20 protein-coding genes and 1 tRNA gene are annotated in these 25,684 nt (G+C 64.7%); 8 read left to right on the forward strand and 13 right to left on the reverse strand.

Annotation, left to right across the window (positions count from 1 at the left end; all coding sequences use genetic code 11):
- The 13 genes from der to IPJ87_11735 all read right to left on the reverse strand — a co-directional run bounded on the left by der (position 1) and on the right by IPJ87_11735 (position 16,044).
- Positions 1-1,305, reverse strand: coding sequence for a ribosome biogenesis GTPase Der (gene der, locus IPJ87_11675; GenBank protein MBK7942510.1), 1,305 nt, complete (start codon positions 1,303-1,305; stop codon positions 1-3).
- Positions 1,306-1,408: 103 nt separating this feature from the next.
- Positions 1,409-2,284: a GTPase Era gene (era, locus tag IPJ87_11680; protein ID MBK7942511.1), complete on the reverse strand. Its 876-nt coding sequence runs from the start codon at positions 2,282-2,284 to the stop codon at positions 1,409-1,411.
- 70 nt (positions 2,285-2,354) lie between these two features.
- Positions 2,355-2,427 (reverse strand) — tRNA-Met (locus IPJ87_11685).
- 36 nt (positions 2,428-2,463) lie between these two features.
- Positions 2,464-4,392, reverse strand: a complete 1,929-nt coding sequence (locus tag IPJ87_11690) for an ABC-F family ATP-binding cassette domain-containing protein (protein ID MBK7942512.1) — start codon at positions 4,390-4,392, stop codon at positions 2,464-2,466.
- A 111-nt stretch (positions 4,393-4,503) separates the two neighbouring features.
- A complete protein-coding gene (gldN, locus tag IPJ87_11695) occupies positions 4,504-5,370 on the reverse strand; it encodes a gliding motility protein GldN (GenBank protein MBK7942513.1) in 867 nt (288 codons plus the stop codon).
- Between the two features lie 20 nt (positions 5,371-5,390).
- Entirely contained in the window at positions 5,391-7,043 is a 1,653-nt protein-coding gene (gldM, locus tag IPJ87_11700; GenBank protein MBK7942514.1) for a gliding motility protein GldM, read from the reverse strand.
- Between the two features lie 52 nt (positions 7,044-7,095).
- A complete protein-coding gene (gldL, locus tag IPJ87_11705) occupies positions 7,096-7,884 on the reverse strand; it encodes a gliding motility protein GldL (GenBank protein MBK7942515.1) in 789 nt (262 codons plus the stop codon).
- 94 nt (positions 7,885-7,978) lie between these two features.
- The gene (locus IPJ87_11710) at positions 7,979-9,328 is read right to left on the reverse strand and encodes an SUMF1/EgtB/PvdO family nonheme iron enzyme (protein MBK7942516.1); all 1,350 of its coding nucleotides are present in this window, start codon (positions 9,326-9,328) and stop codon (positions 7,979-7,981) included.
- Between the two features lie 104 nt (positions 9,329-9,432).
- A complete protein-coding gene (locus IPJ87_11715; GenBank protein MBK7942517.1) occupies positions 9,433-10,365 on the reverse strand; it encodes a type IX secretion system membrane protein PorP/SprF in 933 nt (310 codons plus the stop codon).
- A 133-nt stretch (positions 10,366-10,498) separates the two neighbouring features.
- Complete coding sequence (locus IPJ87_11720) at positions 10,499-11,668, reverse strand: formimidoylglutamase (protein ID MBK7942518.1); 1,170 nt, start codon at positions 11,666-11,668, stop codon at positions 10,499-10,501.
- A gap of 128 nt (positions 11,669-11,796) precedes the next feature.
- Positions 11,797-14,403 carry a type I DNA topoisomerase gene (gene topA, locus IPJ87_11725; protein MBK7942519.1) on the reverse strand — a complete coding sequence of 869 codons (2,607 nt, stop codon included), beginning with the start codon at positions 14,401-14,403 and terminating at the stop codon, positions 11,797-11,799.
- Between the two features lie 167 nt (positions 14,404-14,570).
- A complete protein-coding gene (locus tag IPJ87_11730; protein ID MBK7942520.1) occupies positions 14,571-15,308 on the reverse strand; it encodes a hypothetical protein in 738 nt (245 codons plus the stop codon).
- Between the two features lie 22 nt (positions 15,309-15,330).
- Positions 15,331-16,044: a hypothetical protein gene (locus tag IPJ87_11735; GenBank protein ID MBK7942521.1), complete on the reverse strand. Its 714-nt coding sequence runs from the start codon at positions 16,042-16,044 to the stop codon at positions 15,331-15,333.
- Positions 16,045-16,181: 137 nt separating this feature from the next.
- On the opposite strand from IPJ87_11735, the gene miaB reads away from it, so the two are divergent.
- The 8 genes from miaB to IPJ87_11775 all read left to right on the forward strand — a co-directional run bounded on the left by miaB (position 16,182) and on the right by IPJ87_11775 (position 25,511).
- The gene (miaB, locus tag IPJ87_11740) at positions 16,182-17,546 is read left to right on the forward strand and encodes a tRNA (N6-isopentenyl adenosine(37)-C2)-methylthiotransferase MiaB (protein ID MBK7942522.1); all 1,365 of its coding nucleotides are present in this window, start codon (positions 16,182-16,184) and stop codon (positions 17,544-17,546) included.
- Positions 17,547-17,585: 39 nt separating this feature from the next.
- The gene (locus IPJ87_11745) at positions 17,586-18,800 is read left to right on the forward strand and encodes a sigma-54-dependent Fis family transcriptional regulator (GenBank protein ID MBK7942523.1); all 1,215 of its coding nucleotides are present in this window, start codon (positions 17,586-17,588) and stop codon (positions 18,798-18,800) included.
- A gap of 101 nt (positions 18,801-18,901) precedes the next feature.
- Positions 18,902-19,423, forward strand: coding sequence for an LptE family protein (locus IPJ87_11750; GenBank protein ID MBK7942524.1), 522 nt, complete (start codon positions 18,902-18,904; stop codon positions 19,421-19,423).
- A gap of 4 nt (positions 19,424-19,427) precedes the next feature.
- The gene (locus tag IPJ87_11755) at positions 19,428-20,477 is read left to right on the forward strand and encodes a hypothetical protein (GenBank protein MBK7942525.1); all 1,050 of its coding nucleotides are present in this window, start codon (positions 19,428-19,430) and stop codon (positions 20,475-20,477) included.
- A 72-nt stretch (positions 20,478-20,549) separates the two neighbouring features.
- Positions 20,550-20,897: a preprotein translocase subunit SecG gene (gene secG / locus IPJ87_11760; GenBank protein ID MBK7942526.1), complete on the forward strand. Its 348-nt coding sequence runs from the start codon at positions 20,550-20,552 to the stop codon at positions 20,895-20,897.
- 147 nt (positions 20,898-21,044) lie between these two features.
- A complete protein-coding gene (groES, locus tag IPJ87_11765) occupies positions 21,045-21,338 on the forward strand; it encodes a co-chaperone GroES (GenBank protein MBK7942527.1) in 294 nt (97 codons plus the stop codon).
- A gap of 102 nt (positions 21,339-21,440) precedes the next feature.
- A complete protein-coding gene (gene groL / locus IPJ87_11770) occupies positions 21,441-23,084 on the forward strand; it encodes a chaperonin GroEL (protein MBK7942528.1) in 1,644 nt (547 codons plus the stop codon).
- Between the two features lie 210 nt (positions 23,085-23,294).
- Entirely contained in the window at positions 23,295-25,511 is a 2,217-nt protein-coding gene (locus tag IPJ87_11775; GenBank protein ID MBK7942529.1) for a tetratricopeptide repeat protein, read from the forward strand.
- Positions 25,512-25,684 lie beyond the last annotated feature (173 nt).

Genomic DNA, 25,684 nt, shown 5'->3' on the forward strand with positions numbered 1-25,684 from the left:
TCACTTCTTCCTCAGAAAGATACGGATGGGCACACCGGTGAAGCGGTAGTGCTGGCGGAGCTTGTTCTCCAGGAAGCGCACGTAGGGCGCCTTGATGTATTGCGGCAGGTTGGCGTAAAAGGCGAAGGAGGGCACCGGAGTGGGCAGCTGGTTGATGAACTTGATGCGGATCACCTTGCCTTTGTACATGGGCGGTCCCATCCGCTCCACCTCGGGCAGCATCACATCGTTCAGCTGGCGCGTGGGGATCTTGCGGGAGCGGTCGGCGTGCACCTGCATGGCCAGCTCCATCACCTTGTGGATGCGTTGCTTTTCCAGCACCGAGGTGAACACCACGGGCACATCGGAGAAGGGGGCCAGACGCTGGCGCACTTCGGCCTCGAAGGCCTTCATGGTGTTGGTCTCTTTGGGCACCAGGTCCCACTTGTTCACCACCACCACCACGCCCTTGCCGTTGCGCGCGATGATGGAGAAGATGTGAAGGTCCTGCTGCTGCACGCCTTCGGTGGCATCCACCAGGAGAAGGCACACATCGCTGGCCTCGATGGCGCGCACCGAGCGGATCACACTGTAGAACTCAATGTCCTCGTTCACGCGCTGGCGTTTGCGGATGCCGGCGGTGTCCAGCAGCATCACGTCGAAACCGAACACCGTGTAGCGGGTGTGGATGGGGTCGCGCGTGGTGCCGGCCACAGGGGTGACGATGTTCTGCTCGCGACCCAGGAGGGCGTTGACGAGCGATGACTTCCCGACGTTGGGGCGGCCCACAATGGCGAGCTTGGGTACATCCGGCAGGGCCTCGGCGCTGGGTTTGCGGAACCCGGCCACGACCGTATCGAGCAGGTCGCCGGTGCCGGCACCGCTCTGGGCACTGATGCAGTGCACCTCGCCCATCCCCAGGCCGTAGAACTCCGCCGCGTCGGCCTGCCTGTCGCCGGTGTCCACCTTGTTGGCCACCAGGTGCACGGTCTTCCTCGCCTTGCGCAGCATGCCCGCGATGGCGTCGTCCATGGGCGTGAGCCCCTGGCGCACATCCACCATGAAAAGGATCACATCGGACTCCTCGATGGCAAGCTCCACTTGGCGGCGGATCTCGGATTCGAACACGTCCTCACTGCCGGTCACATAGCCGCCCGTGTCGATGACACTGAACACGGTGCCGGTCCACTCCACCTGGCCGTAGTGCCGGTCGCGGGTGGTGCCGGCGGTGGGGTCCGTGATGGCCTCCTGCTGCTCGGTGAGGCGGTTGAACAGGGTGCTCTTGCCCACGTTGGGGCGGCCCACGATGGCGACGATGTTGCTCATGTGCGTTCGAGTGGCGACTGACGAGTGACGAGCGGCGGTTGGTGATGCACCGGTCCGGAAGGGAACGCGCTCACCGCTCGCCGATCGTCACTCGCTGCTCTCATCAGTATCCGTAGTTCCTCAGTTTGTTCTTGTCCTCCCGCCAGTCGGGGTCGGCCTTCACCTTCAGGTCCAGGAAGACCTTGGTGCGCACGAAGCGTTCGATGGCCTCCCGGGCCTGGGTGCCCAGTCGGCGTAGCGCGCGACCACCCTCTCCGATGAGGATGGCCTTCTGGCTGTCACGCATCACGATGATGTCGGCCTGGATGCGGGTGAGGGTGTCGCCTTCCTCGTAGCTGTTCACGACCACTTCGCAGCTGTAGGGCACCTCCTGCTTATAGAGGGCGAGGATGCGTTCGCGCACGAGCTCTGCCACGAAGAAGCGCATGTTGCGGTCGCTGAGCTCGTCCTTGGGGAAGTATGGTGGATGCTCCGGCAAGGCCTCCACCAAGTGGCGCCGAAGCTCCTCGATGTGAAAGCCGTGCAACGCCGATACGGGCACCACCTTGGCCACGGGTAGGGCCTCCTGCCATCGCTGACAGGCCTGAAGCACCTCCGCCTCGCCGCCCAGGTCCACCTTGTTCACCAGCACCAACAGGGGGCAGCGGGCGCGCCGGGCGCGGTCCAGCAGAGCCTGTGAGCGGTCAGGGCGCTGATGCAGTTCCACCAGCACCACCAGGAGGTCCGCATCGCGCAGGGCGGAATCCACAGCGGCCATCATGCGTTCCTGCAGACCGTACTGGGGTTCCAGGATGCCCGGTGTGTCGCCGATCACCAGCTGGTGATCGGGGCCGTTGAGCAGGCCGAGGATGCGGTGGCGCGTGGTCTGGGCCTTGGGGTTGGTGATGGCCAGGGGTTCACCGAGCAGCGCGTTCAGCAGGGTGCTCTTGCCCGCGTTGGGCATGCCGATGATGTTGACGAAACCGGCGCGGTGGCTCATGGTGCTGCGAAGATGGGGACCACAACGGGCGGGAATGAAGAAGCCCGGTCGGTCGGACCGGGCTCTCTTGTAGCGGGGGCAGGACTCGAACCTGCGGCCTTCGGGTTATGAGCCCGACGAGCTACCATCTGCTCCACCCCGCAGTGGACGTCAAAGGTAACATTCTTTCGTTGCCCCGCTCAGACCTCAACGTCGAGCTCGTTGAGCCGGGCCGCAGCGTACTCCCAGTCGGCCATCACGACGGCGATGCGTTGGGCCAGTTCACCCAGGCGGGCGTAACCCTTGTCCAGCTCGGCGGCGGGCAGGCCTACGGCCATCACTTGGGCCTGCAGGGCCTTCTCCTCCTGTTCAAGGGCGGCCAGCTCCTTCTCGGCGCGCTCCACCTGGTTCTGCACGCGTCGACGCTCCTTGTCGCGCTCCTTGCGCTCGTGGTAGTCGCTGCGCTGCGCGCCGGCGGCCTTGGCGGGGGCGGTCCGGGCGCTGCTGGCGCCCATGTCGGCGGCCTGCAGGGCTTTGCGCTTCTCGATCAGCTCAAGGATGTCCAAGTGCTGGTCGCGGATCCGGCCGCCGTCGAGTTCCAGGATCCGGTGGGTCAGCCCGTGCAGGAAGTCGCGGTCGTGGCTCACCAGGAGGAAGGTGCCGTCGTAGTTCTTCAGCGCCTCCTTCAGCACGTCCTTGCTCTGGATGTCCAGATGGTGCGTGGGCTCGTCCAGCAGCAGGAAGTTGAGCGGACGCAGCAGCATGCAGCACAGGGCCAACCGGGCGCGTTCACCTCCGCTCAGCACTTTCACCTTCTTGTCCACGTCCTCACCGCTGAAGAGGAAAGCCCCGAGCATGGCGCGCACTCGAGGTCGGTTCTCCTCGCTGGCAGCATCCTCGGCGGTCTCCAGGACGGTGCGCTTGGGTTCGAGCCGCTCCGGCATGTCCTGGGCGTAGTAGCCCAGCACCACACCATGGCCCAGTCTGATCTGGCCCTCATAGGGCTCCTCGCCCACCACCATGCGGATGAGCGTGCTCTTGCCCGTGCCATTGGCTCCCACCAGGGCCAGGTGCTCGCCCTTGCCGATGGTGAGCTCCGCATGGCTGAAGATGCGCTTGGGCCCATAGGCCTTGCTCACGTCCTTCACCTCGGCGATGAGCTTCCCGGCATGCGGGGCGGGCGGGAAGCGGACCACCAGCTTGCGGAGGTCCTCGTCCTCCACCTCGATGCGGTCGAGGTTCTCCAGCTTGGTGATGAGGCTTTGGGCGAAAGCCGCCTTGCTGGCCTTCGCGCGGTACTTGTTGATGAGCTCCTGGGTCTTCTCGATGTACTTCTGCTGGTCCTTGGCGGCGGCGAGCTGCTGTTCGCGCTCCACCTTGCGCAGTTCCACGTACTGGCTCCAGGGCACCTTACGGTCGATGAGTTCGCCACCGGTCACCTCCAGGGTGCGCTTGGTGAGCCGGTCCAGGAAGGTCTTGTCGTGGCTGATGAGCACCAGGGCGGCCGGGTAGGTGCGCAGCAGGTCCTCCAGCCATTGGATGGCCGGAAGGTCAAGGTGGTTGGTGGGCTCGTCCAGCAGCAGCAGGTCGGGCTGCAGCAGCAGGATGCGGGCGAGCTCGGCGCGCATCCGCCATCCACCGCTCAGCTCGGCCAGTGGTCGGTGAATGTCGTCGCCCACGAAGCCCAGGCCCTTCAGCATGCGCTCCACCTGCTGGTCATGGTCGCTGACCCCCAGCGCGTTGAGCCGCTCGTGGGCGTGCGCCAGCATGGTGGCCAGCTCCATTTGGTGCTCCACCTCGGTGGCCTGCTCCAAGTCCTTTTCGATGCGGTCCAGGGCGGCGCGCAGGTGTTGTGCTTCCTCAAAGGCCTTCTCGGCCACCTGACGCGGGCTGAGGGTCAGGTCATGGTCCATCTGCTGGGGCAGATAGCCCAGGGTGAGGTCGCGCGGGCGGCCGATGGCGCCCTTGTCGTAGGACTGCTGGCCGGCCAGGATCTTCAGCAGGGTGCTCTTGCCGGCCCCATTGCGTCCAACGAGGCCGATGCGGTCATCGCTCCCGATGAAGAATGACACCCCGTCGAACATGGGGCGTTGCCCGAAATGGAGGGTGAGACCGGAGACGTCGATCATGGCAAGGTGGGCGGAAAAGGCTGCAAAGGTACGGGCTTCCGGGCCAGGGCGGGGCCCTGAACACCGAAGCCCCCCGCGGTGCGGAGGGCTTCGCTCAGCGGCCGGGGCCGCTCAGAAGTTCCAAAGGTCGTGCTCGAACTCGAAGAGGGACTGCTTGATCTCCTCGCCCTCCAACAGCGCATCCAGACCCGTGCGGTATTGGTTGATGCTGCGGTCGTACACGTTGCTCCACTTGATGATCGTGCTGCTGAACTGACGCTTCCAGAAGAGGTCCTCATAGCTCCGCCGTTCCGCATCGTTCTCGCGGTTGAAGACATCCCAGTTGGCGAAGACGTAGCGGCACTCCGGGAAATAGAGCCAGAAGAGCGTCTGGAAGCCTTTCGACTCCCCATCGTCTCCGATCTTCTCCCGCATCGGCGCGATGCCGATGATGCGGATGTCCATCGAGCTGCGTTGCTTGTCGAAGACCCAGTCCTCCTTGATGCGGTACCGTTTGACGTCAGCGGATTCCAACGACGACTCCACAACAACTGGGAGGAATTCACCAGGATTGTCCGGATCCTCCGTGAGCTGGGTGTCCACCCGGAGGAACAACTCCTTCAGCTCAGTGGGAAGTAGAGCTTTTTTGAACTCGTCTTCGTCGCCCAATGCACCAGCACTGTAGGCAGTGATCGAGCCGTCCGTGAGAAGCGCCTGGCGAATGACATCGAACAGGCACTTCCGGTCGCTGATGGGCGTCACCGGGTAGTAAAGCGGGTGATTGATCTTCTCGCGGAGATCGATCTCACGCCAGACCCTTCGCGCCCACATCACATCGGCCTCGCGGATGTGCGCGTAGGGCACCACCCGCTTGGTCTTCGTATGTTCCTTGATGTACGCCCCGTCCAGCACGGTCTGGGCACAGGCGGGACCGGCGAAGGACGCGAGCAGCGCACACCCGATGAGGGCGGCCCGCAGGGAACGAACGACGTGCTTCATGTCCATGTGGATGAGGTGGATCAAGAGACCTTCAGGGAAAGGGATCCGATACCGGTCACAGTGCCATCGGGTTTGCGGACCTTGATGTTGTCCACGTACACCTTGCTCCCGGTCTTCACCTTGCTGAGAAGCTCCTTCTGCTCTGTGCTGAGCTTGTTGCCTTTTGTGCTCTTTTCCGCATAGGTGCCGGAGACGGAGACGCCGATGTTGAACTCCACCACCTCGAACTTCAGGTCGAACTCGAAGCCCTCCATGCGGGCGATGACCCCGGCAGCGGCGGTCAGTTCGGCTTTTTTCACGGTCGCATCACCCGCGCCCTTGTTTGCGAACACAGGTGACGGGTTGGGCACGGACTTCACGCGGAACTTCACGCCTGGCATGCTCTTGCGCTGGCCGTTCGGCATCTCCACGCTCACGTTGACGGTGGCTTCGGTGCCCTTGCCGGGCTTCACGATGTAGCCTTGGGCGGCCTTCGTGATCGAGCCGTTGTCGATGCTGGGGGTGATCTTGTCGGCGCTGAATCCGGGAACGCTGACGTCCACCGGGTTGTCGATGCCCCGGTAGAACACGTTCATCTTCGTGGGGCTCACCACCACGTTCGGTTGGGCCACTTCGTAGTTGGCGTAGAACGGATAACGCTTCTCCTCCTGGCCGGCCTGCTTGAACTTGATGATGCCCTTCCACTCCTTGGAACCGACACCCTGGCCCGGCAGGCGCAGTTTGCCCTTGCCATCGGCCCCGATGGGCACCACCTTCTTGGCACCGATCACCTCCATCTTCACGGTATCGATGGTGCCGTTCTCGCTCAGCTCCACCACGGGAGGGTTCAAGGGGTCATAACCGGCGAGGTACACATCGGCGCGGAACGAATCACCCACGGTGATGTAGTTGCTCACGGGCAGCACCACGGGGGCCAGTTCGGAGAACTTCATCGACTTGCCCTCCACTTCACCCATGAGGTAACCCACGCACTCGTTCTCGATGTTGCGCACATCGCTCTGCAGCTTCGAGAGGATGGTGATGCCGGCGGCCAGGGGGACGTGGTAGAAGTTGATGCTCTCCCAATTGTTCATGGTCCCGGAGGCATCAGCCCGATCACTGAGGTCGAACACGCGGTCCACCTGGGCGGCGAGGCCCGGGTTGTTGGCGGCCACCTGCTTGATCTTGTCGCGGTAGGCCTCGATCTTGGTCCGCAGTTCACGGGCGGTCAGCTCGCCCTCCTTGGGCTTGCCGGGTTCCGAACCCACCATCAGTTCCGTGATCTTGTTGTTGTCGTCCTTTTTGCCCACCAAGGCCAGGTTGATGATGGTGTCGCGGCCTTTCTCGTCCTTGCCGATCACCTTGTCCTCTGGCAACCCTTCGGTGGCCGAAATGACCTTCACCTTGACGCGATCGATGTGGGTGAGCAGGTCGGCGGCCATGGTCTGCACGGCCTGTGCTTCACCCCAGGCCTTACCGAACTTCTTCGGGTTCTCGGCGGCCAATCCGGAGAAGCTCGCGTAGGTCGCGTCCATTTTCTCCTTCAGGGTGAGCTTGGTGGTCTCCAGACCGTTGTTCACGGTCACGAAGCTGTCCAGGATCTCCTTGGACACGTTCAGGGCCAGAAGAGCGGTCAACACGAGATACATCATGTTGATCATCTTCTGACGCGGCGTCTGTTTGCCACTTGCCATGGTTCTACCAGCGGGTGTTGGTCCGTGCTAGGTCAAGGGATGCCGGTGGCGCTCAGCGCACGGTCATGGCGTTCAGCATGTTGCCGTACACCGTGTTGAGCTTCTGGAGGTTGTCGCTCAATTGGGCGATGTTGTCCTTGTAGCGCTTGGTGTCGTCCACGCTGTTGCGCAGGTTGGTAAGCAGTTCGCCCACCCCTTCGAACATCTGGTTGGCGGCCTCGAGCTTCTCGCGGCTGCTGCGCAGCTGCATCTCGTACATCTCGTTGAGCGCGCTGAGGTTCTGGCTCATGCGGCTGAGGCTCTCGCCGGCGCTCTTGCCGGCGTCCACGTTGTCCGTCAGGCCCACGAGGCTCTCGCTGGCCTTGGCGTAGCTGTCGCTGAGGCTGCTCACCTTGGTGCTGGCGTCCTTCAGGCTGTTGGCGTACTCGTTGGTCGCCGCAGCGGCGCCGGTGATCTCGGTCATCTGCTTGGCCTGGTCGCTCAACGAACGCATGCCGTTGCCAAGGCTCTCGATGAGCTCGGGCTCGATCTTGGCGGCCTCCAGCATATCGTCCAGCTGCTCGGTGACCGAACGCTGATCGTCCTTGCGGAAGTCATCGCCCTCGGCGCGTTCACCAGTAGCGAGCTCCGGGTACACCAAGCTCCAATCGGGATCCTCGTGCGGGGGTTCGAAGGCCGAGAAGAAGAAGATGATGGCCTCTGTACTGAGGCCCAGGATGAGGAAAAGGTCCGCAGCGGGCCAGTGCTGGATCTTGAACAGCGCGCCCACGATCACGACCGCGGCACCGATCCCGTACAACTTGGCCATGAAGTTCTTCCACTTCTTGCTACCGGGTTTCATCGTTCGTCCTTGCGTTTAGGGTTGGTCTGAAGAGTTGGTCCTTGCTATCGAGCAGCCCCCTTGCAGGTTCAGTGCGGAGGCGGTTCTTCTGTTCCTAGAGGTCTTCGGCGTTCACGGCCTTTCCGCGACCCAGGTAGGTCATGACGCTGCGGAAGCCGATGTAGCACTTGGAGGTGTCCTGGTATTCGTAGCTGCGTGTGCCGGTCTGCAGGTACCACCCGATGTCCTTCCAAGAGCCACCGCGGATCACCTTGCGCTTCAGCGAGGGCGGATCGTTGGCCAGGGCGTCGTAGCTGTACTCGGGGTTCAGGTCGTGGTCGAAATCATACACCGCCTCATCGAAGGCTGTGCTGGTCCACTCGGCCACGTTGCCGGCCATGTTGTAAAGGCCATAGTCGTTCGGCGAATAGCTGTCGATGGGTACGGTGTGGAAGCCGCCATCGTCGGTGTAGTTGCCGTGCAGCGGTTTGAAGTTGCCCAGGAAGCAGCCTTGGCGGTTGCGGATGTAGGGGCCGCCCCAAGGGTAGGGCTGGAGGTCCAGACCACCGCGTGCGGCGTACTCCCACTCCGCCTCGGTGGGCAGGCGGAACCGGTTCACGAAGGGCTCCTCCTGGGAACTGAGCCAGCTGTTCATCAGCATCGAGCGCCACACGTTGAACGCCGTCGCCTGGGTCCACGTGATGCCCACCACTGGATAATCGTCGTAGGCCGGATGCCAAAAGTAGTTCTCCGTCATCGGCTCGTTGAACGAGTAGGTGAAGTCATGCACCCAGGCAAGCGTGTCCGGATACACATTGATGACCTCTTTGATGATGAACTTGCTGCGGTCACTGTGGCCGCGGATGGCGTTGTTCTGTCCTTTCGTGTTGGTATAGCTCAGGTCGAGGTCACGCCCGGACTTCTTGGCGGCCTCCTTGAGGTCGATCCAATAGTACTCGAACATGAGCTTGCGGGTGTCGATCTCCTTGCGGCGATAGAACTGCTCGCTTTCGCTGTAGAACATGTCGGCGAGCGCTTCACGCTCCTCCTCACCCCACCAGTTGATCCGCTCGCGCCAGTTGATCACCGGGGGATCGATCTCCTCGCCGAACTCGTCCTCACTGATGACGTGTTCGCCAATATCGTCCTCGCCCAGCAGCCGTTTGGCGGTGCTGTCGACCACGTAGTACACGAACTGACGGTACTCGTTGTTGGAGATCTCCGTCTGGTCGATGTAGAACGCCTGGACCGAGACGGTCTTGCTCTTGGAGACCATGGCGTAGGGGGCGTCCTGGTCGCTGGGGCCCATGGTGTAGCTGCCCATGGGGATGTAGTTCATCCCGTAAGGGTCCACCTGGTACCAGTCCGGACGTCCGACGACGCCGATGAGCTGCCCCTGACCGCCGCCGCCGCAACTGGCCAGCAAGCCGACAGCGCCGATGTAGATGATGGGACGAAGTTGCATGGTTCCTCCGTTTGTGCCGTTCGATCGTTGGGGCCTTGGGGTCCGGGTAAGCGAACACTTCAGGCTAGACTTCGTACGGCCGTGCAGGTGTTTGGGTTACCGACTTACAGGAAGCGGATGTTCCGGTAGATCTCGAGCTTCTCCGGCTTGATGATCTTGAAGCAGTAGTTCAACATCACCTCGTGGCTGCCGCTGCTGTAGTTGCTGAGCTGGGAGGTGGTCACGTCGTAGCTGTACCCCAGTCGGATGCTGGAGTTGCCGCTGGGGAACTTGTACTGGTAGCCGATCATGGGGGCGATGGCATCCTCGGTACGGTAGGTAACGCCCAGCCAGACCATGTCATTGTAGAGGAAGGTGGCGTTGATGTCCAGCTGTGTGGTGGCTGCGTCGCTCTTGACCAGAACGCTGGGCTGGAGCACATATTTCTTATTGCCGCCGATGGCCCAGTCGTAGCCGCCCTGCAGGAAATAATGGCGGGCGTTCTTGATGCTGACATCCTCCAACGCGGTCTCCGGCAGCTGGGTGCTGCTGATCCCCACCCAGAAGGTCGGTGCCACATAATAGAGGCCGGCGCCGAGGTCGAAGCCGGCATCGGACACCCCGGCGTCAGGGATCGCGTCGTCATTGGCGACAGGGTCCACAGCCACCCAATCACTGCCCAGGGAGCGGCTGGTCATGCCCGCATAGATGCCCACCCCGAAGGTACCGGGCCCGAACTTGCGGTGGAAGGAGTAGCTGAGCCGGGCGATGGTCCCCTTCTGTTGCCCGAGCTGGTCCATGTAAACGGACAGGCCCACCCCACTGCTGATCTTGCTGATCGGCATCTGGAAGTTGAAGAGACCTGTCTTGGGCGCACCATCAAAGCCGCTCCACTGCTGGCGCAGGAGGGCCGTGACGCACATGTTGCCGCTGGTTCCGGCCACGGCCGGGTTCACCGAGAGGCGGTCGAACATGTACTGGGTGTACTGCGGTTCCTGCTGGGCGTGCACAACACCCATCAGGCCCGCGCAAAGCGCTGCGGTCAGTTTCCCCCTCATCCTTGGTTCCGTTCTGGGCCGGGCCGTCCGGGGACGATGTTCCCCTCGGGACCGGCGTTGATCCCGGCGCCAATATAGCAAAGATCCGGACCGGCCAAATTTCCCCAAGCCCAGCAGGGGCGGGCGAAGGCGGTCAAGCCAGCTTCTGGAAGGTGCGCCACCAGCGGTCCGGCACCTCCTCGCGGCAGGCCATCTGGTAGTCGGCGTAACTGCAGGGCACCAGATGATGGCGCTCGAAGCGGGCCTCCTGCTCGGCGCGGTAAGGCACGTCCATCCACCAGCGGTCGCTCACCGCGCTTTTGTAGAACACCAGTTCCTGCTCGTTGCCGCGGATGGGGATCCGGAACCGGGTGAAGCGTTTGCGGTCGAGCCACGGCAGGTCGTTGGTCCGCGAGCGGAAGCCGTCGAGGAAGCACCAGATCAACTGCGCAGCCAGCTGGGCGGTGACCCCGTCCTGGTCACGCCCGGGATCCAGTTCGTAGAGCCCCACGGACGAGATCTTCTCGCTGATGCCGGCATAGCGCATGAGCTGGCAGACCTCTTCGGCGTGGAACCCGTTCGGGCCGGGTCGGGTGGTACCGGGGGCATCGCTGCGGCGCACCGCCGAGAGGTCCACGCTCAGGGTGTCGCCGTTGCGGAGCACGGGTTCGGCATCCGCCAGGTGGTCCCGCAGCTCGCCCAGACGATGCGCATCGAAGAAGAGCTTGTCCATGAGCTCGATGCCGGGCTGGTCCACCAGGTAGGTCTGGAAGCCGAGGTTGCTGTAGTTGAACAGGTAGTTGGGCTGGCGCAGCACGATGTGACTGAGGTAGCTGCTGTCGGCGAGGCCCTGCCCAGGCTCGCCCAGGTCGAACCGCGCATCGATGCAGACCAGGTTGGCCGTGCGCTCCAGTTTCTCGTAGGCCAGGTACTGGGTGAAGGTGTGGCCCTGCCCGCCGCCCAGGATGATGGGCACGATGCCGCGCCGCACCAGTTCGGCGACGGACTCCGCGAGGGCGTGCTGGGTATCCTGTGCGCTCGCACCGGGGTGGATGTCGCCGAGGTCCACCAGCTGCAGCCGCCCCTGCGGACGGAAGAGCGGATACAGCTGCTCGCGGATGGCATCGGGGGCCTCCACACAGCGCCGTGGGCGGGCGTGGCCGGGATCGTCGAGCACGCCGAGCAGGGCCACCTGTGCGCCTTCCAGTTCCGGAAAACCGGACGGCCCGTGGAACTGCGCCCCATCGCCCAGGGTGTGGGCCCCATGGTCAGGGCGCTGGGCGCCGAAGCGGGGGCTTGGGCGGAAATAAAGGCTGATGTCCATGCACGGGCCTGACCGAGGGTGCGGTCACTGCGAAGGTCCAACGCACCCGGGCGACCGCTGCACCGCACCGCACCGAGCTACGCACAAGGTGCTGTTGGCAACCCTGGACCGGATCCGCGTGTCCGGGGTCAGGCCTTTTTGGCGGCGGCCTTCTTCGCCGAAGCCTTCTTCGCAGCGGCCTTCTTGGCCGGTGCTTTTTTCGCCGGCGCCTTCTGCGCCGGTGCGCTGCGTCCGCGTCCTTTCCGGCCACCCTTCTTCTCGGGCGCCGCGGCCAGCAGCTCGGTGGCCTGCTCCAGGGTCACGTCCTCGGGCTTGGTGCCCTTGGGCACATTGGCGTTCCTGCCACCATCGGTGATGTAAGGACCATAGCGCCCGTCGAGCACCTGGATGGCGCTGTTGGGGAACTCCTTGAGCACGATCTGGCGGGCGCCGGCGAGCTTGGCCTCCACCAGTTCGATGGCGCGCTCCAAGGTCACTGCGTTGGGATCCTCGGTCTTCGGGATGTTGGCGTAGGTCTTGCCGAACTTCACGTAGGGACCGAAGCGGCCACGGCCGGCCACGATCATCTCGCCCTTGTGCTCGCCCAGGTCGCGGGTGGCGCTGGCGACCTTCTTCAGGTCGATGAGCTCGATGGCACGGGCCAGGTCGATGCTGAGCGGATCATCCTCAGAGGTGAGGCTGGCGAAGGTGCCGCCCAGGCGGACGTAGGGTCCGAAGCGACCGATGGCCACGGAGACCACCTCGCCATCGCGCTCGCCGAGGGTGCGCGGGAGCTTGAAGAGGTCGAGGGCCTCCTCCAGGGTGATGGTGCCGATGCTCTGGTCCTTGCGCAGGCTGGCGAACCTGGGCTTCTCCTCGTCCTCGGCGTCGCCGATCTGGATCATGGGACCGAAGCGCCCGATGCGCGCCACCACTTTGCGGCCGCTGGTGGGGTCCATACCCAGTTCGCGCGATCCGGTGGCCCGCTCGGCCGTCTCGCTCACCGTGCCGATGGTCTTGTGGAAGGGCGCGTAGAACTCCTTGAGCATGGCGCGCCAGTTCATGGTGCCTTCGGCGATCTGGTCGAACTCGCCCTCCACGTACGCCGTGAAGTTGAGGTCCACGATCGTGGGGAAGTGCTCCACCAGGAAGTCGTTCACCACCATGCCGATGTCCGTGGGGAAGAGCTTCTGCTTCTCGGCGCCCACGTTCTCCACGGCGGTGCGGTCCGCGATGGCGCCGTCGGCCAGGGTGAGGATGCGGTACGGGCGCGGGGTGCCTTCGCGGTTCTCCTTCACCACGTAGCCGCGCTTCTGCACGGTGCTGATGGTGGGCGCGTAGGTGCTGGGGCGGCCGATGCCGAGCTCCTCGAGCTTCTTCACCAGGCTGGCCTCGGTGTAGCGGGGCGCGGGGCGCTCGAAGCGCTGGGTGGCGGTCATCTCCTGTAGGCCGAGGACCTCGCCCTGCTTCATGTCGGGCAGCAGGCCCTCCTGCTCCTCGCTGTCGCCCTCGTCGTCGCGGCCTTCCATGTACACCTTCAGGAAGCCGTCGAAGAGGATCACCTCGCCTTGGGCGACGAGGTCATCGCCCGGATGGCCGCTGATGGCGATGTTGACGACGGTCTTCTCCAGCTCGGCGTCGGCCATCTGGCTGGCGAGGGTGCGCTTGCTGATGAGGTCGTACAGGCGTTCGGCATCGCGGTCGGCGCCGGCGGTGCGCACGTTAAGGTCGGTGGGACGGATGGCCTCGTGGGCCTCCTGCGCGCCCTTGCTCTTGCTCTGGTAGCGGCGGGTCTTGCAGTAGCGTGCGCCGTACTGGGCGGTGATGGCCGCCTCGGCGGCGCCGATGGCCTGCTCGCTGAGGTTCACCGAGTCGGTACGCATGTAGGTGATGTGCCCCTGCTCGTAGAGCCCCTGGGCGATGCGCATGGTGCGGTCCACCCCGAAGCCGAGCTTGCGGCTGGCCTCCTGTTGCAGCGTGCTGGTGGTGAAGGGTGCGGCGGGGGTGCGCTTGCCGGGCTTCTTCTCCACCGCGTTCACGGTGAAGGTGGCGCCCAGGCAGCCCTGCAGGAAGGCCATGGCCTCGGCCTCGGTGGCGAAGCGCTTGGGCAGTTCGGCCTTCACGGTGGCCTTGCTGCCGGTGGTGAGCAGGGCGGTGATGCGGAAGGCGCTCTTCTCGGCGAACCCGAGGATCTCGCGCTCGCGCTCCACGATGAGGCGCACGGCCACGCTCTGCACCCGGCCCGCGCTGAGGCTGGGCTTCACCTTGCGCCACAGGATGGGGCTGAGCTCGTAGCCCACCAGGCGGTCGAGCACGCGGCGGGCCTGCTGGGCATCCACTAGGTGCACGTCGATCGAACGCGGGTTCTCGATGGCCTTGAGGATGGCCGGCTTGGTGATCTCATTGAAGGTGATGCGCCGCACCTTGTCCTCAGGCAGCTTCAGCGCTTCCTTCAAATGCCAGCTGATGGCCTCCCCTTCGCGGTCTTCATCGGTCGCGAGCCACACGATGGCCGCCTTGTCGGCTTCCTTCTTCAGCGCGTTGAGGCGGTCCTTCTTGTCGTCGGGGATGATGTAAGTGGGCTCGAAGCCGTTCTCCACGTCCACGCTGAGGTCGCGCTCGGGCAGGTCGCGGACGTGGCCGTAGCTGCTGAGCACGGTGTAGCCCTCGCCCAGGTATTTCTCGATGGTCTTCGCCTTGGCGGGCGACTCCACGATCACCAGGTCGCCGCTTGCTGCTTCCTTCTTCTTTGCCATGGGATGCCGTTCTGAGGCCGCAAAAGAACGATCATCCGGAGCGGTGCGGTCCATGCCGCGCCCCCTCTCCCCTTCCTTCCCCTACGGGGAAACTTTTTTCAACAGGGACGGGGCCTCGCGCGGTGGCGTGTGCCACGCACGCGTGCGCATGGGTACGCGCACGAGGCTCACCGGACCGGTGGCCGCATCCATTCGGTGAGGGCCATGCGCTTGGTGGTGAACGCCCATCCCAGGCGCACCCCCGACTCCCAGGAGCGCGAGCCGCCACCGGTGCGGATCATGGGCACCAGGCTGAGGGCGGTGAAGGGGTCGATGACCAGTTCACCGCCGGGGGTGAGCGGAACGCGGATGCCCAGTCCCAGCAGGGCCCGCAGCTCGCCGCCGAAGCCCTTGGGGTCGGCGTCCACGAGCGTTTCGTTCACCGGGCCGTTGAGGCCCCAATAGGAGCGGGTGCCGTTCATCCGGCCCGCGACCACCGCCCCTATCGCCAGTCCGAAACGTACCCTGGTGGTCCCGGCCCGGTCCAGGTCCACTTCGGGCAGCAAGGCCACACGTACGGTGTAAAGCTCCACGGAGGCCGAGGTGGCCTCGCCGCTGCCCAGGCCGCCATCGGACCAAGAAGCGCTGAACCGGCGTCGATCGACCTGCAGTTCGCCCCCCAGATGAATGCGGCCCGGCGCGTGCTCGCGGTAGAAGACGGCCATCGACCAGGCGGGCTGGTCGACCCCGTCGAAGTGCAGCTGGCCGGAGGTGTTCTTGCGCTTCCGTTCCTGCAGGTCGAGATGGGCCGCGCCGACCGTGATGCCCACTGCGTATTGGGCCGTGGTCGTGTGGAACGAAACAGCCCAGATGGCCAGCATGCACAAGCGGGGCAGACCGCGGCAAGGACCGCTGGTCGTCTTCATGGCTTCGTTCCGGGCGATCACTTCAGGGTGTGTTCGGTGCCCCGGCACGCACGGTTTCCCACAGCGTTCGGCGCTTCATCCTGAGCCCGACGGACACATTCAATCCGAAGTCGATCGACATGAACCTGGGATCATCCTCCTTCATGGGTGTGATGCTCACACTGGCGTAGGGGTCGACGGAGAGGCTGAGCCGCTGGTGCAGCGCGGACCAGAAGCCGAAGCCCAGGAACCATCGCACATCACCATGGTAGTCGAGATCATCCTGGCGGAACGTTTCACTGTCGGAAGGGCTCAGTGTGCTCCATCCGGAATAGGTACCCCGGGCGTTGCCGCCAACGAAGAAGCCGAACTGGGGTCCGGTCCGCAAGTTCAGGCGCCCCTTCCCGTCCAGACGAACTTCAAGGCCGACGTACGCATGGACGAAATCCGCATTGACAGCGGTCTCGTAGTTCGAACCGTAACCCAGCCCACCCGTGGTGTAGTCCGCTCGGAAGGACCGGTGTGTCCATTGGCCCCCAAGGCCAAGACCGACCCCCTTTGCGCTTCGTTCCCGGTACCAAACACCAACGGTGTACGGTATCACGTCGCCCGGTCCGAAAGAGCCGCCCCCCCTGGAGTTCCTGGAGGTGGACATCGCGGCGTGGAACACTCCACCGGACAACCCCACCTCGTACTGCGCGGAGATCCGAACGTGCCCGATCGCGAGAAGGGCGATGACGAACAAGGCAGCACGCATGGCCGAAAGGTCGCCGAAATGTAGGGGCCAGCCACCCTCTGCCACCTTGTCAGTTCCACGGGACCAACCCTTACCTTAGCAGCCCTTCCGACGAACCGGTGAGCAAGCGCGTCCACATCGAGAGCTACGGCTGCCAGATGAACTTCAGCGACAGTGAGATCGTCGCGAGCATCCTGGCCAAGGACGGCTACACCGTGGTGGACAAGGCGGAGGAGGCGGACCTGGTGCTGCTGAACACCTGCAGCATCCGCGACAAGGCCGAGCAGACGGTGCTGAACCGCATCGACGGGCTCAACCACCTGAAGGGGCGCAACCCCGACCTGCGCGTGGGCGTGCTGGGCTGCATGGCCGAGCGCATGCGCGAGGACCTGCTGGAGAAGAAGAAGCTGGTGGACCTGGTGGTGGGCCCCGACGCCTACCGCACCCTGCCCGCGCTGCTCGACGAGGTGGAGGGCGGGCAGAAGGCCGTGAACGTGCTGCTGAGCCGCGAGGAGACCTACGCGGAGATCGAGCCCGTGCGCCTGGGGAGCAACGGCGTCACCGCCTTCGTCACCATCATGCGCGGCTGCGACAACATGTGCGCCTTCTGCGTGGTGCCCTTCACCCGCGGCCGGGAGCGCAGCCGCGATCCCGACACCATCGTGGACGAGTGCCGGCAGCTGGTGGCGCAGGGCTACCGGGAGGTGACACTGCTGGGGCAGAACGTGGACAGCTACCGCTGGAACGTGGACGGCCGCGGCGCGGTGAAGGACCCCGCGGTGCCGGTGACCGACTTCGCCGACCTGCTGGAGCGGGTGGCCGGGGTGAGCCCGCTGCTGCGCGTGCGCTACAGCACCAGCCACCCCAAGGACATGACCGACAAGGTGCTCACCGTGATGGCCAGGCACCCCAACATCTGCAAGTACATCCACCTGCCCGTGCAGAGCGGCAGCAGCGCGGTGCTCCAACGGATGAACCGCGGCTACGACCGGGCCTGGTACCTGGACCGCATCGCGGCCATCCGGCGTTACATGCCCGACTGCGCCATCAGCACCGACCTCATCACGGGCTTCTGCGGCGAGACCGAGGAGGAGCAGCGCGACACCTTGAGCCTGATGGAGGCCGTGCGCTACGACATGGCCTACATGTTCAAGTACAGCGAGCGCCCCAAGACGCTGGCCGCCCGGAAGTACCCGGATGATGTGCCCGACGAGGTGAAGGGCCGGCGCCTGCAGGAGGTGATCGACCTGCAGATGAAGCATGCCGGCGAGCGGAACCGGCGGCACGTGGGCCTGGTGCAGGAGGTGCTGATCGAGGGCGTGAGCAAGCGCAGCGAGGCGCACCTGTTCGGGCGGAACAGCCAGAACGCGGTGGTGATCGTGGCGCGCGTGCATGTCGGAACGGAGCTGATGCCCGGCGACCTGGTGCTGGCACGGATCGTGAGCGGCACGAGCGGCTCGCTGCAAGGCGAAGTGACGGAGGTGGTGGCCCGGCGCCCGGAGGCGATGGCGGTGGCGCCCTAGGACCAACGGGCGGGAACGCCCACCAGAGAACGGCACGGCATGAACGTACAACCCATCAAACAGCGCTTCGGGATCATCGGCGGTTCGCCGATGCTGGAACGCGCCATCGAGATCGCCGCGCAGGTGGCCCCGACGGACCTGACCGTGCTGATCACCGGGGAGAGCGGCTCGGGCAAGGAGGTGATGCCGCAGATCGTGCACCAGCTCAGTTCGCGCAAGCATGGCCCGTACATCGCGGTGAACTGCGGCGCCATCCCGGAGGGTACGATCGACAGCGAGCTCTTCGGCCACGAGAAGGGCAGCTTCACCGGGGCGCACGAGGCGCGCAAGGGTTACTTCGAGGTGGCCGACAAGGGCACCATCTTCCTGGACGAGGTGGGCGAGCTGCCGCTGACCACGCAAGTGCGCCTGCTGCGGGTGCTGGAGACCGGCGAGTTCATCCGCGTGGGCAGCAGCAAGGCCCAGAAGACCAATGTGCGCGTGGTGGCCGCCACGAACGTCAATATGCTGCAGGCCGTGCAGCGGGGCAGCTTTCGCGAGGACCTGTACTATCGACTGAACACCGTGCCGATCCACGTGCCGCCGCTGCGCGAGCGGCGGGAGGACATCCACCTGCTGTTCCGCAAGTTCGCCAGCGATGCCGCCGACCGGTACCGCATGCCGGCCATCACCCTGGAGCCCGATGCGCAGCACCTTCTGACGGAGTACCGCTGGCCGGGCAACGTGCGGCAGCTCCGCAACATCGTGGACCAGCTGAGCGTGATCGAACAAACGCGATCGATCGGCGCGGCCACGCTGCGGCAATACCTGCCGGAGGAGAGCACGGCGCTGGTGCCGGCGGCGGCAGGACGTGCGGCCGGGCTGGACAGCGTAAGCGAACGGGAGCTGATCTACAAGTTCCTGTTCGACATGAAGAACGACCTGACGGTGCTGAAGGAGCAGGTGGCCGCCCTGACGCATGGGAAACCGCTGCCCGCCGTGGCGCCACCGACCTACCGGGAGGAGATCGTGCTGCCCATGGAGGGGACCCCGTCGGGCACGGTGAGCATCCAGATGCCGTCCCGTCCGGGGGAAGTGGACCAGGACATCGAGCACACCGAGGTGGAGGAATCGCTGAGCCTGGAGGAGAAGGAGAAGGAGCTGATCAACAAGGCGCTGGCCAAGCACCGGAACCGCCGCAAGACGGCCGCGGCCGAGCTGGGCATCAGCGAACGCACCCTGTACCGCAAGATCAAGGAATACGGGCTGCAGTGATGGGAGGTGCGAACGTGCAAGGGTGCGAGGGTGCGAGGCCCACTTCCGCTGAAGCTCCGGCGAGGCGGGGTGCGAACGCCACGGGGCGGCTCATCGGCCGGATGGCGCTGTTCTTTCCCCGACGATCGGTCCAGGTCCTGATCCTGATCCTTCTGCTGACCCCGGCCGGCTGCAAGGTGAACTACTCCTTCACCGGCGCGGACATCCCTGCGGGCGCGTCCACGTACGACGTGGCGGTGTTCGATGCCCGGGCCCCACTGAGCACTCCACGCACCGCGCAGGTGTTCACCGAAACCCTGCGCGACCTGCTGCAGGCCCAAACGCCCCTGAAGCTGGTGCGTGAGGGTGGCGACCTCCGGTATGAAGGCGCGATCACGGGCTACGACGTGCAACCGGTGTCCATCCAGGCCAATGAGACCGCCGCCCTGAACCGGTTGACGATGACGGTGAGCGTGACCTACACCAACGGCTTGGACGCCACGCGCAGCAGCACCTTCACGGTGAGCCGGTTCGCCGACTACGACAGCGCGGCCGACCTGGTGACGGTCGAGGAGGGCCTGGTGCGGACCATCAGCGACCAGTTGGTACAGGATATCTTCGACCGCACGCTGGGCAACTGGTGACCCCATGGACCGAGAACGGCTGAACACCTTGCTGCAGGAACCCACGGCCGTGGGCGCCACGGATGTGGCGGGGTTGCGCGAGCTGGCGGGCCGCTACCCGTGGTTCAGCGGCGCGCAGGTGCTGCTGACGGTGGGCGAAGCGGCCACGGGCGGTGTGCTGTACGACGAGCATCTGCGCCAGGTGGCCGCCCACCTGCCCAGCCGGGCGCGTGTGCACGACCTGGTGCATGCGGATGCGGGGCCGACCCCCCGTCAACGGGCGACACCGGTGGATGCAGGACCGCTGACCGTGCCGATGACGCTGGAGCCCGTGGCGCCCGCACCTGGGGCGGTATCCCTTGAACCGGTCCACGAGGAGCCGACGGCCGGGCCCTCCGCCGCGCTTGGCGCAACCTCCGAGCTTGCGGCCCAGAGCGCACGTCCGGCACAGCCGCCCCCTGCGCCGCCGGACGACCTGGACGACCAGATCCGCAGTGCCGCGCTGGCCACGGTGTACGACCTGACATGGTCCGCGACGCAAGCCCGCGAGGAGGTGCCGGAACCGACCGCCCCGGTCCCTGCTGAGGAACCGGCCTCGCCCACCGCCGCGGTCCCACCCGATGCGGAGCGTCCATCGGAAGCGCCGCTCCACGCGTCCACCCGACCGGAGCGTATGCGGTTCACGGCCTGGTTGGAGGAGGCCCCCGAAGTGACCGCACCGGCGACCGTGTCGGCTGCGCCCAGGAAGGTCGTGGCGGACGCACTGACGCCGAAGGCCTCCCCCGCTCAGCCCATCCCCGGCGGGATGGACACCAAGGCGTTGATCGAGCGGTTCATCCAGGGTCAGGCCACGCCGGCAGCGCGGAAGGCCGAGTTCTTCACCCCCCAGCAGGCCGGCAAACGCAGCTTGGAAGAGCATGCCGAGCTGGTGACCGAGACCCTGGCGCGGATCTACGAGCAACAGGGCGACACCACCCGCGCGGCCGCAGCGTACAGGCGGCTGGCGGAACGGCATCCGCAGCGTAGGGCGGAGTTCCTGGCCCGTGCCATCGCGGCGGAAGGCGGCAAGGGTTGACCGCCGGATCGCCAAGATCCGTTTACTTTGCGCCCCCGCTGAACAGCGGACCTGTTCCAACGCTCCTTCGCCATGGTCGTCGTCTCCGTCCTCATCATCATCGTGGCCGCCCTGCTGGCCCTCGTCGTGCTGGCCCAGAACCCGAAGGGCGGTGGACTGGCGGCGGGTTTCACCGGCGCCCAGCAGATCGGCGGCGTGCAACGCACGGCCGACTTCCTGGAGAAGGGCACGTGGACCCTGGCCGGCGCACTGATGGTGCTGTGCCTGGTGAGCGCGGCCGTGCAAACTGGCGGCTCGGCCGAGCTGGATGAGCTGGACGCTCCCACCGAGCAGGTGACCAGTGGCGAAGTGGCCCCCGAGGACGTGGCACCGACCCAGGAGGAGGCGCCCGCCCAGGAGCCCGCCCCGGCAACCCCGTAACGCGTCAGGCTGGCAGCGCGGCTGTCAGGTGGTTGGCTCTCTCCGGGCCGAGCCTTGCAAGATCGTCAGTCGTGTGGCAGAGGATGCTGTGTTGGCATGGCGGTTGACATGCGCGGCCCGCAAACCAACCGAACGATCCAATTCACCATGGCTACGAAAGTGAAGCCCCTGGCGGACCGTGTGCTTGTGGAAGCCGCAGCCGCCGAAGAGACCACCAAGGGTGGCATCATCATCCCCGACACGGCCAAGGAAAAGCCGCAGCGCGGCAAGGTGGTGGCCGTAGGCCACGGCCGCGTGGCCGATGATGGCAAGGTGACCCCGTTGAGCGTGAAGGCCGGTGACGAGATCCTGTACGGCAAGTACAGCGGCACCGAGCTGAGCTACGACGGCAAGGACTACCTGATCATGCGCGAAAGCGACATCTACGCCATCCTGAACTGATCGAACGGGCGACATTCATGTCGCCCTTCCATTGTCCCCTCGAGATCCAAGTACGGGCGATGTGACCATCGCCCCGACAAAAACCAAAATCCCAGAACTGCCATGGCAGCCAAGAACATCCAATTCGACATCGACGCACGCGACCGCCTGAAGCGCGGTGTGGACCACCTCGCGAACGCCGTGAAGGTGACCCTGGGCCCGAAAGGCCGCAATGTGATCATTGACAAGAAGTTCGGTGCTCCCCAAGTGACCAAGGACGGCGTTACCGTGGCGAAGGAGATCGAGCTGAAGGACCCTGTGGAGAACATGGGCGCCCAGATGCTGAAGGAAGTGGCCAGCAAGACAGCTGACGCCGCTGGTGATGGTACGACCACCGCCACCGTGCTCGCCCAGGCCATCGTGACCGCGGGCCTGAAGAACGTGGCCGCCGGTGCCAACCCCATGGACCTGAAGCGCGGCATCGACAAGGCCGTGATCGCGGTGGTGGACGAGCTCAAGAAGATGAGCAAGAGCGTCGGTGACGACAACGCCAAGATCAAGCAGGTCGCTACGATCAGCTCCAACAACGACGAGACCATCGGATCCCTGATCGCCGAGGCCATGGCCAAGGTGAAGAAGGAAGGTGTGATCACGGTGGAAGAAGCGAAGGGCACCGATACCACCGTGGAAGTGGTGGAAGGCATGCAGTTCGACCGCGGCTACCTCAGCCCCTATTTCGTGACCAACGCGGAAAAGATGGAGGCCGACTTGGAGAACGCCTACATCCTGATCTACGACAAGAAGATCAGCACGATGAAGGAGCTCCTTCCGATCTTGGAGAAGAGCGCGCAGACCGGCAAGCCCCTGCTGATCATCAGCGAGGACGTTGACGGTGAGGCGCTCGCCACCCTGGTGGTGAACAAGATCCGCGGCGCCCTGAAAGTTGCTGCCGTGAAGGCCCCGGGCTTCGGCGACCGTCGCAAGGCCATGCTGGAGGACATCGCGATCCTCACCGGTGGCACCGTGATCAGCGAGGAGCGCGGCTTCAAGCTGGAGAACGCCGACCTGAGCATGCTGGGCAAGGCCGAGAAGATCAGCATCGATAAGGACAACACGACCATCGTGAACGGTGCCGGCAAGAAGGCCGACATCACCGCGCGGGTGAACCAGATCAAGGCCCAGATCGAGACCACCACGAGCGACTACGACAAGGAGAAGCTGCAGGAGCGCCTGGCGAAGCTGGCCGGCGGTGTGGCCGTGCTCTACGTGGGCGCCGCCACCGAGGTGGAGATGAAGGAGAAGAAGGACCGCGTGGACGACGCCCTGCATGCGACCCGTGCGGCCGTGGAGGAAGGCATCGTGCCGGGCGGCGGTGTGGCCTACATCCGCGCCCAGAAGGTGCTGGAGAAGATGGAAGGCGCCAACAATGATGAGACCACCGGCATCGGCATCGTGCGCCGCGCCATCGAGGAGCCGCTGCGCCAGATCGTGGGCAACGCGGGCCTGGAAGGCAGCATCGTGGTGCAGAAGGTGCGCGACGGCAAGGCCGACTACGGCTTCAACGCACGCACCGAGGAGTACGAGAATCTGCTCGCCGCCGGTGTGATCGACCCGACCAAGGTGACCCGCGTCGCTTTGGAGAATGCCGCTTCCATCGCCAGCATGCTGCTCACCACGGAGTGCGTGATCAGCGAGGAGAAGGAAGAGAAGGCTGCACATGGCCATAGCCACGGCGGTGGCATGGGCGACATGGGCGGGATGATGTAAGCATCGGTCCCCGGACCATGAAGGAGCCCCCGGCCGCAAGGTCGGGGGCTCTCTTTTCCATGCGATCGAACGTGACCTTCGCGCCATGGGACCAGGTGGAACGCCGCGCAGTTCGCTAAGAGCAGGAGCTCATCGAGCCTGTGCAGGCTTCAAGCCGGACGAGACGCCTGCTCGGCCCGCCAGTGTACCTTGGATCTCTGGTTCAACCTGATGCCAAGCTCTTTTCTTCGCCGGTCCATCCACCTCGTGTTCGTGTGCGGTGTGTTGGGCGGATACGCCCAGGATCAGGAGAAGCTGCGCAACGCATGGCAGCGCTACCACGATCAGGCGCTCTCCTCCCACGAACGCCTGGTCGCGCTGGACGATGTGATCTACCATGTGTCCCGGGTGGATCAGGACAGCAGTCTGGGGTTGTCGCGGCGGTTGTTGTCCGAAGCGAGGGCACATGGCGATACGCTCATGGTGGGGCAGGCCTTCCGGAACATCGGCATCGCCACGTTCCGCACCGGGGGAGGAGAGATCGCCTTGGTGTACCTGGACAGTTCATTCCGCTCCTGCTCGTTGCGAACGGACTCCGCATACCTGCGGGGTGCGGGGGCCACACTGAGCAACATGGCCACCATCCATCAGTCCCTGGGCCGGATGTCCGAAGCCATCTCGTACTACCACCAAAGCCTGCTCAAGCATAGCGCAGCGAACAACCAGCGCGGCCTGGTATACTGCTACAACAACATCGGTGCGGTGCATGAAACACAAGGTCGGCCGGATAGTGCATTGATCTACTATGAGAAGGCGGCGCTACTGGCCCAGCATGTCGGCCTGCAGGACATGGCAGGCACGGGATACAGCAACATGGCGAACGTGTATGCCGAGACCGGCAAGGTGGGAGAGGCCATAGACATGATGTATCGCTCCATGGCCATCCAGGAGGCCGCCAACAACGCGAGCGGTGTCGCCCAGTGCCTATCCCAGATCAGCGACCTAAGGTCCGCCCTGGGAGAGAAGGCTGACGCTCTGGCGTTCATGCGCCGCGCGTATGACCTGTATCGCCAGGCGGATGACCGGCAAGGGATGATCGATGCCAGTGGTGGCATTGGCAGCATGTTGATCGAACTGGGGCGTTACGACAGCGCGGCCGTGCTGCTGGAAGAGGCACTGCGAATGGAGCGCGAGGGACGGTTCACCCACCTGATGGACCACACCTTGCTCGACCTGGGGACGGTCTACCGGCTGATGGGGCGCCACAAGGAGGCGGAGCACGTGCTTGGTGAGGCCTTGGAGCTGGCACGAACGGTCGGCGATGACCCGCATGCTTCCCTGGTCCTGGCCGAGACCGGTCTGGTGCAGCTGGCCCAAGGCAGGGCGGAAGGCGCGATCACGCACTGCAAAGAGGGCCTGAAGCTGGCGCTGGCCACCGGGTCACGCTTCGGAAAGCGGAACAGCTGTGAATGCCTGTACCGCGCGTACAAGGCGGCCGGGAACATGGGACAGGCATTGGCCTACCATGAGGCTTACATAGGGCTCCGTGACAGCCTCACCACGGAGCAGGCCCAGCGCCGATTGACGCAACGCGACCTGCACTACACGTTCGGCAAGAAGCAGCTGGCGGACAGCCTGCGCTACTCCGGAGAACGCGAGCAACTGGAGAACGAGCGCACGATCGAAGCACTACGGGCGGACCAGAACCGGAACAAGGCGCTGGCCACCGGAGCGGGGGGCCTCCTGTTCATCGCAGGCGGCACCGCCTGGTTCATGGCCGACAGGAGGCGCAGAAAAGAACGCTTCGAGAAGGAGGCCGCGACGTTGGAGACCCAGGCGCTGCGCAGCCAGATGAACCCGCACTTCATCTTCAACGCGCTGAACAGCATCAACGCCTACATGCAGCACAACGACCTGGACAAGGCGAGCACCTACTTGAGCAAGTTCGCGCGCGTGATGCGTTCCGTACTGGAGAACAGCAGGCATGCCGAGGTCCCCCTGCAGGACGACCTGGATGCCCTTCGGGCCTACATGGAACTGGAGCGCATGCGCATGGATGGAAAGTTCGAGATCAGCATCCAGGTGGACCCTTCCTTGGCTGCCAGCGACGTGCTGGTGCCCCCGCTCGTCGTTCAGCCCTTCGTGGAGAACGCGATCTGGCATGGCATGGCCGGGAAGGACGGCACGGGCCATATCTCCATCACGGTGGATCAGCGGGACGGGCAGATCGTCTATTCCGTGGAAGATGATGGCGCTGGCCGGCACGCACCCAAGCAAGGAACGGCCGATGGGGTGGTCACGAAGAAGACCTCGCTGGGTACCGCGATCACCCGTGCACGCTTGGATCTGGTGCAGAAGCAGCACGGTGGCAGGGCGGGTTTCCGGTATACGGACCTTTCACAAGGCACACGGGTGGAAGTGGAGATGCCGTTGTTGAGGGCGTTCTAGGGACCAGGGCCCTTGCGGACCGGGCCGTGTCGAACGATCCGCTCCGGGCCGCCTCCTGGTGACCCGCCCATCATGCACATGACCGGGATCTATGCTTCGGTCATCGTTGCGTGAGATCCGCATGGACATGGGTGCGCTTGAGGCATGCCACCGTTCACATGGGCCTTACCCGG

This window comes from Flavobacteriales bacterium (assembly GCA_016713875.1).
Taxonomy (GTDB): Bacteria; Bacteroidota; Bacteroidia; order Flavobacteriales_F; family PHOS-HE28; genus PHOS-HE28.

Coding starts and splice junctions, on each gene's coding strand:
- IPJ87_11750 (MBK7942524.1), top strand. CDS start 18,902: ATGGCGCTGTTCTTTCCCCGACGATCGGTCCAGGTCCTGATCCTGATC.
- IPJ87_11720 (MBK7942518.1), bottom strand. CDS start 11,668: ATGGACATCAGCCTTTATTTCCGCCCAAGCCCCCGCTTCGGCGCCCAG.
- IPJ87_11690 (MBK7942512.1), bottom strand. CDS start 4,392: ATGATCGACGTCTCCGGTCTCACCCTCCATTTCGGGCAACGCCCCATG.
- miaB (MBK7942522.1), top strand. CDS start 16,182: ATGAACTTCAGCGACAGTGAGATCGTCGCGAGCATCCTGGCCAAGGAC.
- gldL (MBK7942515.1), bottom strand. CDS start 7,884: ATGAAACCCGGTAGCAAGAAGTGGAAGAACTTCATGGCCAAGTTGTAC.
- IPJ87_11745 (MBK7942523.1), top strand. CDS start 17,586: ATGAACGTACAACCCATCAAACAGCGCTTCGGGATCATCGGCGGTTCG.
- groES (MBK7942527.1), top strand. CDS start 21,045: ATGGCTACGAAAGTGAAGCCCCTGGCGGACCGTGTGCTTGTGGAAGCC.
- topA (MBK7942519.1), bottom strand. CDS start 14,403: ATGGCAAAGAAGAAGGAAGCAGCAAGCGGCGACCTGGTGATCGTGGAG.
- secG (MBK7942526.1), top strand. CDS start 20,550: ATGGTCGTCGTCTCCGTCCTCATCATCATCGTGGCCGCCCTGCTGGCC.
- der (MBK7942510.1), bottom strand. CDS start 1,305: ATGAGCAACATCGTCGCCATCGTGGGCCGCCCCAACGTGGGCAAGAGC.
- IPJ87_11710 (MBK7942516.1), bottom strand. CDS start 9,328: ATGCAACTTCGTCCCATCATCTACATCGGCGCTGTCGGCTTGCTGGCC.
- IPJ87_11730 (MBK7942520.1), bottom strand. CDS start 15,308: ATGAAGACGACCAGCGGTCCTTGCCGCGGTCTGCCCCGCTTGTGCATG.
- gldN (MBK7942513.1), bottom strand. CDS start 5,370: ATGAAGCACGTCGTTCGTTCCCTGCGGGCCGCCCTCATCGGGTGTGCG.
- gldM (MBK7942514.1), bottom strand. CDS start 7,043: ATGGCAAGTGGCAAACAGACGCCGCGTCAGAAGATGATCAACATGATG.
- groL (MBK7942528.1), top strand. CDS start 21,441: ATGGCAGCCAAGAACATCCAATTCGACATCGACGCACGCGACCGCCTG.
- era (MBK7942511.1), bottom strand. CDS start 2,284: ATGAGCCACCGCGCCGGTTTCGTCAACATCATCGGCATGCCCAACGCG.
- IPJ87_11755 (MBK7942525.1), top strand. CDS start 19,428: ATGGACCGAGAACGGCTGAACACCTTGCTGCAGGAACCCACGGCCGTG.
- IPJ87_11715 (MBK7942517.1), bottom strand. CDS start 10,365: ATGAGGGGGAAACTGACCGCAGCGCTTTGCGCGGGCCTGATGGGTGTT.
- IPJ87_11735 (MBK7942521.1), bottom strand. CDS start 16,044: ATGCGTGCTGCCTTGTTCGTCATCGCCCTTCTCGCGATCGGGCACGTT.
- IPJ87_11775 (MBK7942529.1), top strand. CDS start 23,295: ATGCCAAGCTCTTTTCTTCGCCGGTCCATCCACCTCGTGTTCGTGTGC.